Source organism: Pseudomonas sp. 22526 (genome assembly GCF_052044735.1).
In the GTDB taxonomy this organism is placed as follows: domain Bacteria; phylum Pseudomonadota; class Gammaproteobacteria; order Pseudomonadales; family Pseudomonadaceae; genus Aquipseudomonas; species Aquipseudomonas piscium.
Genome location: NZ_JBQENK010000031.1, coordinates 35315 through 48262 on the forward strand (window position 1 = coordinate 35315; position 12948 = coordinate 48262).

A 12948-nucleotide genomic window follows, 5' to 3' on the forward strand; every position below is an offset into this window, starting at 1 on the left:
GGTCCTGGCGCCCATCCTCGATGGGCGCCTTTTTTATCGCCACAGGTCTCTGATTTATGTTCGAAGAACTTCTGCAAACCCTTGGGCTTTCCGCCTTCAGCCTCAAGGGGTTCGGTCCGTTGTTGCTGGAAGGCACCTGGATGACCATCAAACTCTCGGTATTGTCGCTGTTACTCAGTGTCCTGCTCGGCCTGATCGGCGCCAGCGCCAAACTCTCCCGGCTGGGCCTGCTGCGCCTGCCGGCCCAGCTCTACACCACGCTGATCCGGGGGGTTCCGGACCTGGTGCTGATGCTGCTGATTTTCTACAGCCTGCAAACCTGGCTGACCACCTTCACCAACTTCATGGAATGGGAATACATCGAGATCGACCCATTCAGCGCCGGGGTCATCACCCTGGGCTTCATTTACGGGGCGTACTTCACCGAAACCTTCCGTGGCGCCATCCTCGCCGTGCCGCGCGGGCAGATCGAAGCCGCCACCGCCTACGGCCTCAAGCGCGGCCAGCGTTTTCGCTTCGTGGTATTTCCGCAGATGATGCGTTTTGCCCTGCCGGGTATCGGCAATAACTGGATGGTGATGCTCAAGGCCACCGCGCTGGTGTCTATCATCGGCCTGGCCGACCTGGTCAAGGCGGCCCAGGATGCCGGCAAGAGCACCTATCAGCTGTTCTACTTCCTGGTGCTGGCAGCCTTGATCTACCTGGTCATCACCAGCGCCTCCAACATCGTCCTGCGCTGGCTCGAACGCCGTTATGCCGCGGGCTCGCGGGAGGCGGTGCGATGATCGAACTCCTGCAGGAATACTGGAAACCCTTCCTCTACAGCGACGGCTACAACGTCACCGGCCTGGCGATGACGATGTGGCTGCTCAGCGCCTCGATCTTCATCGGTTTCCTGGTGTCGATCCCGCTGTCCATCGCCCGGGTCTCGCCCAAGCTCTACATACGCTGGCCGGTGGAGTTCTATACCTACCTGTTTCGCGGCACGCCGCTCTATATCCAACTGCTGATCTGCTACACCGGGATCTACAGCATCGCCGCGATCCGCGCCCAGCCCATGCTCGATGCGTTCTTTCGCGACGCGATGAACTGCACCATCCTCGCCTTCGCCCTGAACACCTGCGCCTACACCACGGAGATTTTCGCCGGGGCGATCCGCAGCATGGCCCACGGCGAGGTCGAGGCGGCCAAGGCCTACGGCCTCAGCGGCTGGAAACTGTACGCCTATGTGATCATGCCCGCGGCCCTGCGCCGCTCGTTGCCCTACTACAGCAACGAAGTGATCCTGATGCTGCACTCGACCACCGTGGCCTTCACCGCGACCATCCCGGATGTGCTGAAAGTCGCCCGCGACGCCAACTCGGCGACCTTCATGACCTTCGAGTCCTTTGGCATCGCCGCGCTGATCTACCTCACCGTGACCTTCGCCCTGGTCGGCCTGTTCCGCCTCGCCGAACGCCGCTGGCTGGCCTTCCTCGGGCCGACCCACTAGAACAAGGCAAATCATCACCCATGCGCCATCTGACCCATGATCTGCTCGCCCCGCTGCCGGGGACCTCGCGCCAGATCCACAGCTTTCACTTCGGCCCCGAGCGGGCCGAAGGCAAGATCTACATCCAATCGTCGCTGCACGCCGATGAACTGCCGGGCATGCTCGTGGCCTGGCACCTCAAGGCACGCCTGGCGGAACTGGAGGCCCAGGGCCGCCTGCGCAGCGAAATCGTCCTGGTGCCGGTGGCCAACCCGGTTGGCCTGGAACAGGTGTTGATGGACGTGCCGCTGGGCCGCTACGAGCTGGAAAGCGGACAGAACTTCAATCGCTGGTTCCTCGACCTCGGCGAAGAGGTCGGCAACGATATCGAAGGCCAACTGGGCGACGACCCACGGCACAACCGCGAAATCATCCGCGCCAGCCTGCGCGATGCCCTGGCGCGGCAGACCGCCGGCACCCAGTTGCAGTCCCTCCGCCTGGCCCTGCAACGCCTGGCCTGCGACGCGGACATGGTGCTGGACCTGCACTGCGATTTCGAAGCCGTGGCCCACCTGTACACCACGCCCGAGGCCTGGCCGCAGGTCGAGCCCTTGGCCCGCTATATCGGCTCGGAAGCCAGCCTGCTGGCCACCGATTCCGGCGGGCAGTCGTTCGATGAATGCTTCACCCTGCTCTGGTGGCAATTGCAGCAGCGTTTCGGCGAGCGGTTCGCCATTCCCCAGGGCAGCTTCTCGGTCACCGTCGAGCTGCGCGGCCAGGGCGACGTCAACCACGGCCTGGCCAGCCTGGATTGCCAGGCCATACTGGATTACCTGACTCATTTCGGCGCCATCGCCGGCGAGGCGCCGCCCATGCCCGAGCTGCCCTACCCGGCCACGCCGCTGGCCGGCGTGGAACCTGTGGCCACCCCCGTGGGCGGCCTGCTGGTGTTCACCGCCCTGCCGGGGGAATACCTGGAAGCCGGGCAACAGGTGGCCGAAGTCATCGACCCGATCAACGATCGCGTCACCCCCATTCATTGCAGCTGCGCCGGCCTGCTCTACGCCCGCTCGCTGCGCCGCATGGCCACGGCCGGCATGGTGATCGCCCACGTCGCCGGCCGCGAAGCCTATCGCAGCGGCTACCTACTTTCGCCTTGAGGATGCATGCCCCATGTACAAACTGACCATTGAAGGCCTGCATAAATGCTATGGCGACAATGAAGTGCTCAAAGGTGTTTCGCTCAAGGCGAAGACCGGCGACGTCATCAGCCTGATCGGCGCCAGCGGCTCGGGCAAAAGCACCTTTCTGCGCTGCATCAACTTCCTGGAAACCCCGGACGATGGCGCCATGAGCCTGGACGGCCAGCAGATCCGCATGGTCAAGGACCGCCACGGCATGCACGTGGCCGACGCCGACGAGCTGCAACGGATTCGCACCCGACTGGCCATGGTGTTCCAGCACTTCAACCTGTGGAGCCACATGACGGTGCTGGAGAACATCACCATGGCCCCGCGCCGGGTGCTGGGCATCAGCAAGAAGGAAGCCGAGGAGCGCGCCCGGCGTTACCTGGACAAGGTCGGCCTGCTCCCCCGGGTGGCCGACCAGTACCCGGCCTTTCTCTCTGGCGGCCAGCAACAGCGGGTGGCGATTGCCCGGGCCCTGGCGATGGAGCCGGAAGTGATGCTGTTCGACGAACCCACCTCGGCCCTCGACCCGGAGCTGGTGGGCGAAGTGCTCAAGGTGATCCAGGGCCTGGCCGAGGAAGGCCGGACCATGATCATGGTCACCCATGAAATGAGTTTCGCCCGCAAGGTGTCGAGCCAGGTGCTGTTCCTGCACAAGGGCCTGGTGGAAGAGGAAGGCGCGCCGGAAGAGGTGCTGGGCAATCCCAAGAGCGAGCGCCTGAAGCAGTTCCTCAGCGGTAACCTGAAGTAGGCCAGGTACCTCTATAGACGAAGGCCAGCCCGCCGGGACCTCGATGGAACCGGGCGGGCTGGCCTTTTTTATGGGGTGGCGTCAATCAGGCGACAGGAGCGGGAGGAGGCTCGTCCGGCAAGGTCGGCTCGCCAGGTTCGCTCGGCTCGGAGGGTTGCGGGGTGTCCGGGTCGGGCTGACCGGGAATGCCACCTGCCGCGCTGGGGTGCGCCAGCAATGACCAGGCCAGGACGCCGACCTGATTGGGCTCAAGTCTGGCAAGTGTGGCGCTTATAAGCGGATCGATCTTCATGGGGCACTCCTGAGCGATGCACGATCCGCTGTGCGCAAACCGGGGCAGTCCTCTGATTAGAGTATCTGCCCGCTGAGGAATTCCCGCTATTCGTCAGACGACGAACTCAGGTACGCGGCAAGGTCACGCCACGCTGGCCCTGGTATTTGCCGCCGCGGTCCTTGTAGGACACTTCGCACTCTTCGTCGGACTCCAGGAACAGCATCTGCGCCACGCCTTCGTTGGCGTAGATCTTCGCCGGCAAGGTGGTGGTGTTGGAGAATTCCAGGGTCACATGGCCTTCCCACTCAGGCTCGAGGGGAGTGACGTTGACGATGATGCCGCAACGGGCGTAGGTGCTTTTGCCCAGGCAGATGGTCAGCACGTTGCGCGGAATACGGAAGTACTCGACGGTGCGGGCCAGGGCGAAGGAGTTCGGTGGAATGATGCACACGTCGCTCTTGATGTCGACGAAGCTGCCGGCGTCGAAGTTTTTCGGATCGACGGTGGCCGAATTGATGTTGGTGAACACCTTGAACTCATCGGCGCAACGCACATCGTAGCCGTAGCTCGAGACACCGAAGGAAATCAGCCGATCCGAGCCTTCGCCACGCACCTGGCGCTCCACGAAAGGTTCGATCATGCCGTGTTCTTGCGCCATGCGGCGAATCCACTTGTCCGATTTGATGCTCATGGCGGGTGTCCTGAAATAGCGAGGTGGAAAAATTCTGTCCGGCATCTTACCGGGGTGCGCCTGCGGGTTCAAAGTCTGGGCCGCTTTTCTCGCTGAAAGCCGCAATACTTGCGGGCTGGAGGGTATGTACGGCACCGCCAGTCACTAAAAGCGCGAATCCTTCGCAAAGAACATTGGCAGCTTCCGGAAAAAGGGTTAAGGTGGCGCCACTGTGCTGCTTGTGTCACTGAGAATCTCTACACGATGTTGAATTTCGATCCAACCATCTCCAAGAATTTTTCCTGCTCTTTGCACTCAGTCTCGGCCAGGGCTTTTCCTGAGTCGCAGTTAACTTTGTCCAAGGAGATACACCATGTCTAATCGCCAAACCGGTACCGTTAAGTGGTTCAACGATGAAAAAGGCTTCGGCTTCATCACTCCACAATCCGGTGACGACCTGTTCGTACACTTCAAAGCTATCCAATCCGACGGCTTCAAAAGCCTGAAAGAAGGCCAACAGGTTTCTTTCATCGCTACCCGCGGTCAGAAAGGCATGCAAGCTGAAGAAGTTCAAGTTATCTAACTTGTACTGAAACAGTAAAAAGCCCCGCCCTCAAAGCGGGGCTTTTTTGTGCCCGGATGTTTTGTCGGTAACCGGCCGGCGAAACAGGCTGATGCACGAGCCTTGCTCCGCCGCCGACAGCGCTTACCAAGCCACGCCAAACCCCGCGGTATAACGGGTCTTGTTGAGATCGCTGTCCTTGGTGCCGCTGATGATGTCCCGTTCGGCCTTGAGGTTGAGCGACGCCCATTCCGTGACCTTGTAGCGCAGGCCGATCTCGGCATCCAGGGCGTAATCGGCAATATTGGACAGCGGCCTGCCTACCTCGCCGTTGGTAAACAGCTCGACCCGCTTGCCAATCAGGTAGCGGTTGTAGTCCCACTTCATCGCCAGGGAATAGAAGTTGTCCTTGCCGCCGTCCTTGTACTCGTAGTCGGTGCGGTTGAGCAGCGAACCCAGGGAGAACGCACCCAGTTCGTTATCCCAGAACTGGTAACCCGGACCGGTACCCACCACGCGCTGGCGTGCCAGTTCCTCGACCTTGTCACGCTTGTAGTTCAGCCGCCCCTGCCAGAACCACTTATCGGTGAGGAAGCGGTCCAGTGCGTATTCGGCGCGCCAGTTGTCGGTGGTGACGACATCGTTCTGGAATTCGCGGTTGTACTCGCCTTCCGCCGTGTGTCGCCATTTGCCGTGGCGCGCCGAGGTCTTGAAGTCGATGTCGTAGTCGTCGGTGTCCTTTTCCGCCCGCTGATAATCCAGCGCCATGTCGACGTTGCCCTTCCACACCAGATCCTCGACCACCGGCTTGGGCTTCATGATCTGCTGGATGCTCGCCAGCTCGACGGTCTTCGGCGCCTCGCCGTTGGCCAGGGTGACCTTGCCATCTTCCGCCGCCTGCAGGGACTTGGCCTTTTCGCCGGTGTAGGCATCCTGCTTGACCAGCAGTTCCTGGTCGCTCTCCAGCGTCTTGACCTGCTTCCAGTCGATCGGGATGGCCCCGGCATACTCGGTCTGGATCAGTAATTTGCCGCCATCGAAGACTTTGATCTTGCCGCTCAGACGGTCACCGTTCTTCAACCAGACGGTATCGGCGAGCAAAGGCGTGGAGGCACTGAAAACGGCAAGGCACAGCAGGGCTCTGGACAACATAAACAGATACAAGGCTCGAGTTTGCGAAAAAAACCGGCATTATCCACATGAATAAAACCTCAGGTAGGGACTGACTCGACTATCTATAGTGAGTTCAATCCTCAACGGTTAATAAACCCTTTGTCCTACAGACGGTTTACAGGCCTGCATCAGGAACCCCCAAACGTGATCGAACCGCTCGACACCGCCCAAAGCCCCGCCGAAATCCGACGCACGGCGCTCTACCTGACCCTGGCCCAAGTCCCGGAAGGCAAGGTGGTCAGCTATGGGCAACTGGCGGAAATGGCGGGCCTGGGTCGCGCCGCGCGCTGGGTTGGGCGGACCCTCAGCCAGCTGCCCACCGACACCAGCCTGCCCTGGCACCGCGTACTGGGCGCGGGCGGGCGTATCAGCCTGCCCGTGGGCAGCGCATCGGGCGACGAACAGCGTGCACGACTGCGTATGGAAGGTGTCTCGATCCTGAACAATCGTGTGGATATTCAGCGCCATGGCTGGCGCCCGGTAGAGCACAGCGGTTAGAGTGCGCGCTTTGTTTCCGTAATTCTTGAGGCAGACTCCAGCCCATGCCCCGTAAAACCTGGCGCGCCGCGCTCGCCGCCTATGCCAGCCCCTCGACGCTCGTGCTGTTGCTGCTTGGTTTCGCCGCCGGCCTGCCCTACATGCTGGTGTTTTCGACACTTTCAGTCTGGTTGCGCGAAGCCGGTGTGGCCCGCGAGACCATTGGCTACGCCAGCCTGATCGGCCTGGCCTACGCCTTCAAATGGGTCTGGTCGCCCTTGCTCGACCAATGGCGCCTGCCCCTGCTGGGCAAACTCGGGCGCCGCCGCTCCTGGCTGGTCCTGTCGCAATCGCTGGTGCTGCTCGGGCTGATCGGCATGGGGTTCTGCGATCCGCAAAAGCACCTGTCCTGGCTGATCGCCATTGCCGTTATCGTCGCCTTCGCCTCTGCCACCCAGGACATCGCGGTGGACGCCTACCGCCTGGAAATCGCCGAAGACAGCCGCCAGGCCGCCCTGGCCGCCGCCTATATGTCCGGCTACCGCGTCGCCGCCCTGCTGGCCACCGCTGGCGCCCTGTTCTTTGCCGAAGGTTTCGGCTCCACCGGTTTCAGCTACAAACACTCGGCCTGGACTGGCACCTACGTGCTGTTCGGCGTGCTGATGATCCCGGCCCTGCTGACCACCCTGTTCATGCGCGAACCGCCGGTGCCTCTGCGCACCCAGCTGTCGGCCGGGCGCTACAGCTTCTTGCACCAGCTGGTATCAGTATTCGTGCTGATCGTGCTGCTGGTGTCCGTGCCGGCGATGTTCACCCAGCTGTACAACACCGACTTCGCCAGCGTGCTGTTCGAGGGCGCCAGCCTGCTGGACCTGTTGCTGGAAGACCGGGCGTTCCTGCGCGCCATTCTCTACATCATCCTGACCGCGCTGTGCCTGTCGGCCATGGGCCGCCGCGGCCTGGCCCCGGTGCTGACGCCGGTCAACGACTTCATCCTGCGCTACCGCTGGCAAGCCCTGCTGCTGCTGGGCCTGATCGCCACCTACCGGATGTCGGACACGGTGATGGGCGTGATGGCCAACGTGTTCTACATCGACCAGGGCTTCACCAAGGACCAGATCGCCAGCGTCAGCAAGATTTTCGGTCTGATCATGACCCTGGTCGGCGCCGGCATGGGCGGTCTGCTGATCGTGCGCTTCGGCATCCTGCCGATCCTGTTCATCGGCGGCGCCGCCTCGGCCGCGACCAACCTGCTGTTCCTGATGCTGGCCGACATGGGCCCCAACCTGCAGATGCTGGTGGTGACCATTTCCCTGGACAACTTCAGCTCGGGGCTGGCCACCTCGGCCTTCGTCGCCTACCTGTCGAGCCTGACCAACCTGAAGTTCTCGGCGACCCAGTACGCCCTGCTCAGCTCGATCATGCTGCTGTTGCCGCGCCTGATCGGCGGTTATTCGGGGGTCATGGTGGAGAAGTTCGGCTATCACGACTTCTTCCTGATCACCGCCCTGCTCGGTGTGCCGACCCTGATCCTGATCGCCCTGCACTGGTTCCAGGAAAGCCGCCGCGCCGAACCGCCGGAAACGCCCGAAACCACACCGCCGGCCACTCCACCCACTACTGCGGTCAGTGAAGAACCCTAGGAAAGCCCGGGGCACACCGGCACTCATCCGGCGCCCCGACTTCCCCCGGCCGCAATCCTGTACGCCAAGGGTTCTCGCCCGTACAATGCTTCGTCACTTCTAGTCTTCAGCAACCGACAACGGCCTACCATGCGCACCAGTCAATTTTTGCTCGCCACACAGAAAGAAACGCCTTCCGATGCGGTCGTGATCAGCCATCAGCTGATGCTGCGCGCCGGCATGATCCGCAAACTGGCCTCGGGCCTGTACACCTGGCTCCCGATGGGCCTGCGGGTGATGCGCAAGGTCGAAGCCATCGTTCGTGAAGAAATGAACGCCGCCGGCTCGCTTGAAGTGTTGATGCCGAGCACCCAGCCGGCTGAACTGTGGCAGGAATCCGGTCGCTGGGAGGAGTACGGCCCTGAACTGCTGCGCTTCAAGGATCGCCACGGTCGCGATTTCTGCGCCGGCCCGACCCACGAAGAAGTGATCACCGATCTGGCCCGCAACGAGCTGAGCAGCTACAAGCAGCTGCCCATCAACCTGTACCAGATCCAGACCAAATTCCGCGATGAAATCCGTCCACGCTTCGGTCTGATGCGCGGTCGCGAGTTCATCATGAAGGACGCCTACTCCTTCCACGCCGACCAGGCATCGCTGCAGGTCACCTATGACCGCATGCACCAGGCCTACTGCAACGTGTTCACCCGCCTGGGCCTGAAATTCCGTCCGGTCGAAGCGGACAACGGCTCCATCGGCGGCGCCGGCTCCCACGAATTCCACGTACTGGCCGAGTCCGGCGAAGACGACATCGTTTTCAGCAACGGCTCCGACTACGCGGCGAACATCGAGAAAGCCGAAGCCGTGCCACGGGAAACCTCGCGTCCGGCGCCGAGCGAAGAACTGCGCCTGGTCGACACCCCTGACGCGAAAACCATCGCGCAGCTGGTGGAAGGCTACAACCTGCCGATCGAAAAGACCGTCAAGACCCTGGTGGTACACGCCGAGGAAGCCGGCAAGCTGATCGCCCTGATCATCCGTGGCGACCACGAGCTGAACGAAATCAAGGCCGCCAACCAGCCTGGCGTCGCCAGCCCGCTGGTCATGGCTTCGGAAGCCGAGCTGCGTGACGCCATCGGCGCCGGCGCTGGCTCCCTGGGCCCGCTGAACCTGCCGCTGCCAATCATCGTCGACCGCTCGGTGGCCATGATGAGCGACTTCGGTATCGGCGCGAACGTCGACGACAAACACTATTTCGGCTTCAACTGGGAACGCGACATGCCGGTCCCTACCGTGGCCGACCTGCGCAACGTCGTCTCCGGCGACCCGAGCCCGGACGGCAAGGGCACCCTGGAAATCAAGCGCGGCATCGAAGTCGGGCACATCTTCCAGCTGGGCAACAAGTACAGCAAGGCGATGAAGTGCGAAGTGCTGGGCGAGAACGGCAAGCCGGTCACCCTGGAAATGGGCTGCTACGGCATCGGCGTGTCCCGCGTGGTGGCTGCGGCCATCGAGCAGAACAACGACGAGAACGGCATCATCTGGAGCGACACCCTGGCCCCGTTCCAGATCGCCCTGGTACCGCTGCGCTATGAAACCGAGCAGGTTCGCGAAGCCACCGACAAGCTGTACGCGGAACTCACCGCCGCCGGCTTCGAAGTGCTGCTGGACGACCGCGACAAGAAGACCAGCCCGGGCATCAAGTTCGCGGACATGGAGCTGATCGGCATTCCACACCGGATCGTGGTCAGCGACCGCGGCCTCGCCGAAGGCAACCTGGAATACAAGAGCCGTACCGAAGCCGAGGCGCAAGCGCTGCCAGTGGCTGACGTGCTGTCCTTCCTCCAAGCCCGTATCCGTCGCTGAAACCAGATAGAGAAGTCATGTTCAAGCGAAACACCTTAAGCCTCGGTGGCGCCGCCTTGTGCGGCGCCCTGCTCGTCAGCGGCTGTGCCAACCAGATGTCGCAACGCAGCGAGCACGAGGAACGTGTCGAGCGCAAATTGCTCGATCACAGCCTGCAGATCGATGTCGGTGAGCCTAAGGTGCTTGAGCTGCCGCAACGCCGGGTACGCATCCACGAGCAGAAGACCTTCGAAGTCACCGAGTTCGAAGTCACGCGTCGCTACGATCGCTACACGCCCTATCAACCCTGGCGGGAGCTCTACGAGATCCCGCTGGGCGCGGTAGCCGTGGTCGCCGGTATCGGCGCCAACGTGGTCAATGTGTTTGCCCTGGGCAACCTGCCGGACAGCGTCACCAAGGACTGGATCAGCTACGGCGTGGCCGGGCTCAACCCCTTCATGAACGTGCAGTCCCATGGCCGGGCGCAGCAGAACCTGGCAGGGATCGATGAAGTCCAGCGCGACAAGCGCGTGGAGTATTCGAGCCTGCCCTGGAGCGAACGCCCGGTGCAGGTCAAGGCCGGCAAGGAAACCCATGAGCTGAGCACCGACCGCAACGGCATACTGCGCCTGAACCTGTTGGACAGCCCGTTTTCCGAGCAGGACCTGAACCACATCGGCAAGCTGCAGATCAGCGTCGCGGATGCCCAGGACGACGTGCATTCCGACTCGTCGCTGGCCATCAGCAACACCCTGCGCGGCAAGCTGCTGGAAGCCCACAACCTGATCTTCGACGACCTCGAAGACGACGAAGTGAGCCAGTGGGTGCACCGGGTCAAGCGTCTCTCCGAACTGGGTCTGGAAGAAGAAGCCAGCGAACTGGAACAGAGCCTGATCGAGCTGACCCGCAACGATCCGGAGCTGCAAAGCGAATTTCTCAAGTCGCTGACCAAGAACGCCGGCCGCCTGGTCGCCGATCCTGGCGCCCATTGATTTGGCGCGGCTACAGGCTGGCCCGCCTGTAGCCGCTGCCGAACCCGCGAGGCTGCGATCGGCCAACGGCCGTAAATCAGGCCACGCGTTACGTCATTCATACCGCATGCGCAGGGTTGGCGAGGACTGCGTCGGAATGCCGCCCACCTCGATCGCAGCCTCGCAAGCTCGGCAGCGGCTACGGGGTGTTTGGGCGCGTTCAGGAAGGGTTGAACAGCTCCAGCTGCTCATGCCCGCCACGCATATCCTGCAGGCGCACACCAATCCCCAATAGCCGCACCGGCCTGTCCCCGCGCTTGAATGCCTGGGTCAAAAGCTGCCGGTAACTCTCCAGATCCCTTCCCGCCCCTGCCTGTTCGAGCGTGGTCTGGGTGAAATCGTGAAACTTCACTTTGACGAAGGGCTTGCCCGGACGGTAGCTGCTGTCGATTCGTTCGATCCGCCCGGCCAGGGTCTGCATCAGTTCCGGGAGCTTATCCAGGCAACTCTGCAGATCGGGCAGATCGACATCGTAGGTGTTTTCCACGCTGATGGACTGCCGGCGGCTGTCGTTCTGCACCGGCCGCTCATCGATACCCCGGGCCAGGTTCCACAGGCGTTCGCCAAAACTGCCGAATTCGCGCACCAGCGCCAGCTTGCTCCACTCGCGCAACGCCTCGCAGTTGACGATGCCCAGGCGCCCCAGCTTGTCGGCCGTGACCTTGCCCACCCCATGCAGCTTGTTCACCGGCAAGGCCGAAACGAAGTCCTCGACCTGGTCCGGGGTGATCACGAACAGGCCGTTGGGCTTTTTCCAGTCGCTGGCGATCTTGGCCAGGAACTTGTTCGGCGCCACCCCGGCCGACACAGTGATATGCAACTGATTGGAGACCCGGCGGCGAATGTCCTGGGCGATGCGGGTGGCGCTGCCAGCGAAATTGGGGCTGTCGGAAACATCCAGATAGGCCTCATCCAGGGACAAGGGCTCGATCAGGTCGGTGTAGTCGCGAAAGATCGTATGAATCTCTTTCGACGCTTCCCGATAGGCCTCCATGCGCGGCTTGACGATCAGCAGATCGGGGCACAGCGTCAGCGCATGCCGCGAGGACATGGCCGAACGCACACCAAAGGCGCGGGCTTCGTAGTTGCAAGTGGCGATCACCCCGCGTCGCTCCGCCGAGCCACCCACCGCCATCGGCCTGCCAGCCAATTGCGGGTCGTCGCGCATTTCGATGGCGGCATAGAAGCAATCGCAGTCGATGTGGATGATTTTGCGCTGCGTCATATAAAGGCAGAGTTCATGGAAGCAAGAGGTCAATCACAAAACAGGGCGACAGTATCTCACCGAGAACTGTATATAGCACCAGTAGTTTGATTTCTCCTGCCAGCCGCCAGAAAAATCGGACGATGAATTTATTTTCTCAATCGGCCAAGGCCCCTCAATAGAGCTGAAAGCCTTGCGCAGCATGCCCTCAAGGCCGATTCAAGGGCCGTTCGTTCAAGCTAAGCGATTGAACGAAAACAGTTTTTTTCGACTGATCGGTTGACAGCCCGGCGATTCTCTGTAGAATGCCGCCACATCAGACGCGGGATGGAGCAGCCTGGTAGCTCGTCGGGCTCATAACCCGAAGGTCGTCGGTTCAAATCCGGCTCCCGCAACCAAACATCAAAAAAGGCTACTCGAAAGAGTGGCCTTTTTTGTGCGCGTGCGTTTTGTCGCCACACCTTGCGCGGGCGTCGCGCAAAAAACAAAACCCTTTGCAGCACCGGGACTTAACCCGCTTTACGAGTCACTCAACACTTATTTGACTCAATGGGCCATTAACGGTTGACAGTCCGGCGTTCGTCTGTAGAATGCCGCCACACAGACGCGGGATGGAGCAGCCTGGTAGCTCGTCGGGCTCATAACCCGAAGGTCGTCGGTTCAAATCCGGCTCCCGCAACC

Annotated in this window: 13 protein-coding genes and 2 tRNA genes; 11 read left to right on the plus strand and 4 right to left on the minus strand. The window is 61.8% G+C overall.

The features are described from left to right. The first annotated feature begins 56 nt into the window (after positions 1 to 56). Genes ACTJKT_RS29830 through ACTJKT_RS29845 form a run of 4 tightly spaced genes read left to right on the plus strand, consistent with a single transcriptional unit; the run spans position 57 to position 3409 of the window. Complete coding sequence (locus tag ACTJKT_RS29830) at positions 57 to 785, plus strand: ABC transporter permease (RefSeq protein WP_025806717.1); 729 nt, start codon at positions 57 to 59, stop codon at positions 783 to 785. Next, the gene (locus ACTJKT_RS29835) at positions 782 to 1492 is read left to right on the plus strand and encodes an ABC transporter permease (protein WP_440790096.1); all 711 of its coding nucleotides are present in this window, start codon (positions 782 to 784) and stop codon (positions 1490 to 1492) included. The genes ACTJKT_RS29830 and ACTJKT_RS29835 overlap by 4 nt, the downstream gene beginning before the upstream one ends. A gap of 20 nt (positions 1493 to 1512) precedes the next feature. Then, positions 1513 to 2631 (plus strand): succinylglutamate desuccinylase/aspartoacylase family protein, encoded by a 1119-nt coding sequence (locus ACTJKT_RS29840; protein ID WP_440790098.1) that lies wholly within the window; start codon positions 1513 to 1515, stop codon positions 2629 to 2631. Between the two features lie 13 nt (positions 2632 to 2644). Next, a complete protein-coding gene (locus tag ACTJKT_RS29845) occupies positions 2645 to 3409 on the plus strand; it encodes an ABC transporter ATP-binding protein (protein ID WP_440790100.1) in 765 nt (254 codons plus the stop codon). A gap of 85 nt (positions 3410 to 3494) precedes the next feature. Here the strand turns inward: ACTJKT_RS29845 and ACTJKT_RS29850 are convergent, their stop codons facing one another. After that, on the minus strand, positions 3495 to 3701 hold the full coding sequence (locus ACTJKT_RS29850) for a hypothetical protein (protein ID WP_025806713.1): 207 nt from the start codon (positions 3699 to 3701) through the stop codon (positions 3495 to 3497). A 106-nt stretch (positions 3702 to 3807) separates the two neighbouring features. Beyond that, entirely contained in the window at positions 3808 to 4374 is a 567-nt protein-coding gene (dcd, locus tag ACTJKT_RS29855) for a dCTP deaminase (protein ID WP_025806712.1), read from the minus strand. A 352-nt stretch (positions 4375 to 4726) separates the two neighbouring features. Here dcd and ACTJKT_RS29860 point away from each other — a divergent pair, with 352 nt between their 5' ends. Beyond that, positions 4727 to 4936 carry a cold-shock protein gene (locus ACTJKT_RS29860; protein WP_002554837.1) on the plus strand — a complete coding sequence of 70 codons (210 nt, stop codon included), beginning with the start codon at positions 4727 to 4729 and terminating at the stop codon, positions 4934 to 4936. Between the two features lie 123 nt (positions 4937 to 5059). On the opposite strand, the gene ACTJKT_RS29865 is transcribed toward ACTJKT_RS29860, so the two are convergent. After that, positions 5060 to 6067, minus strand: a complete 1008-nt coding sequence (locus ACTJKT_RS29865) for a DUF481 domain-containing protein (RefSeq protein WP_025806710.1) — start codon at positions 6065 to 6067, stop codon at positions 5060 to 5062. Positions 6068 to 6232: 165 nt separating this feature from the next. On the opposite strand from ACTJKT_RS29865, the gene ACTJKT_RS29870 reads away from it, so the two are divergent. The 4 genes from ACTJKT_RS29870 to ACTJKT_RS29885 all read left to right on the plus strand — a co-directional run bounded on the left by ACTJKT_RS29870 (position 6233) and on the right by ACTJKT_RS29885 (position 11024). Beyond that, positions 6233 to 6586 carry an MGMT family protein gene (locus ACTJKT_RS29870; protein ID WP_440790103.1) on the plus strand — a complete coding sequence of 118 codons (354 nt, stop codon included), beginning with the start codon at positions 6233 to 6235 and terminating at the stop codon, positions 6584 to 6586. Positions 6587 to 6630: 44 nt separating this feature from the next. Beyond that, positions 6631 to 8208: an AmpG family muropeptide MFS transporter gene (locus tag ACTJKT_RS29875; protein ID WP_097302178.1), complete on the plus strand. Its 1578-nt coding sequence runs from the start codon at positions 6631 to 6633 to the stop codon at positions 8206 to 8208. A 129-nt stretch (positions 8209 to 8337) separates the two neighbouring features. Next, positions 8338 to 10053: a proline--tRNA ligase gene (locus ACTJKT_RS29880; protein ID WP_097302176.1), complete on the plus strand. Its 1716-nt coding sequence runs from the start codon at positions 8338 to 8340 to the stop codon at positions 10051 to 10053. A gap of 17 nt (positions 10054 to 10070) precedes the next feature. Further along, positions 10071 to 11024, plus strand: a complete 954-nt coding sequence (locus ACTJKT_RS29885) for a hypothetical protein (RefSeq protein ID WP_440790105.1) — start codon at positions 10071 to 10073, stop codon at positions 11022 to 11024. A gap of 199 nt (positions 11025 to 11223) precedes the next feature. Here the strand turns inward: ACTJKT_RS29885 and dinB are convergent, their stop codons facing one another. Beyond that, positions 11224 to 12288 (minus strand): DNA polymerase IV, encoded by a 1065-nt coding sequence (gene dinB / locus ACTJKT_RS29890; RefSeq protein ID WP_097302172.1) that lies wholly within the window; start codon positions 12286 to 12288, stop codon positions 11224 to 11226. A gap of 300 nt (positions 12289 to 12588) precedes the next feature. Here dinB and ACTJKT_RS29895 point away from each other — a divergent pair. After that, positions 12589 to 12665 (plus strand) — tRNA-Met (locus tag ACTJKT_RS29895). Between the two features lie 207 nt (positions 12666 to 12872). Continuing rightward, positions 12873 to 12946, plus strand: a tRNA-Met gene (locus ACTJKT_RS29900). Positions 12947 to 12948 lie beyond the last annotated feature (2 nt).

Coding starts and splice junctions, on each gene's coding strand:
- ACTJKT_RS29830 (WP_025806717.1), top strand. CDS start 57: ATGTTCGAAGAACTTCTGCAAACCCTTGGGCTTTCCGCCTTCAGCCTC.
- ACTJKT_RS29835 (WP_440790096.1), top strand. CDS start 782: ATGATCGAACTCCTGCAGGAATACTGGAAACCCTTCCTCTACAGCGAC.
- ACTJKT_RS29840 (WP_440790098.1), top strand. CDS start 1,513: ATGCGCCATCTGACCCATGATCTGCTCGCCCCGCTGCCGGGGACCTCG.
- ACTJKT_RS29845 (WP_440790100.1), top strand. CDS start 2,645: ATGTACAAACTGACCATTGAAGGCCTGCATAAATGCTATGGCGACAAT.
- ACTJKT_RS29850 (WP_025806713.1), bottom strand. CDS start 3,701: ATGAAGATCGATCCGCTTATAAGCGCCACACTTGCCAGACTTGAGCCC.
- dcd (WP_025806712.1), bottom strand. CDS start 4,374: ATGAGCATCAAATCGGACAAGTGGATTCGCCGCATGGCGCAAGAACAC.
- ACTJKT_RS29860 (WP_002554837.1), top strand. CDS start 4,727: ATGTCTAATCGCCAAACCGGTACCGTTAAGTGGTTCAACGATGAAAAA.
- ACTJKT_RS29865 (WP_025806710.1), bottom strand. CDS start 6,067: ATGTTGTCCAGAGCCCTGCTGTGCCTTGCCGTTTTCAGTGCCTCCACG.
- ACTJKT_RS29875 (WP_097302178.1), top strand. CDS start 6,631: ATGCCCCGTAAAACCTGGCGCGCCGCGCTCGCCGCCTATGCCAGCCCC.
- ACTJKT_RS29880 (WP_097302176.1), top strand. CDS start 8,338: ATGCGCACCAGTCAATTTTTGCTCGCCACACAGAAAGAAACGCCTTCC.
- ACTJKT_RS29885 (WP_440790105.1), top strand. CDS start 10,071: ATGTTCAAGCGAAACACCTTAAGCCTCGGTGGCGCCGCCTTGTGCGGC.
- dinB (WP_097302172.1), bottom strand. CDS start 12,288: ATGACGCAGCGCAAAATCATCCACATCGACTGCGATTGCTTCTATGCC.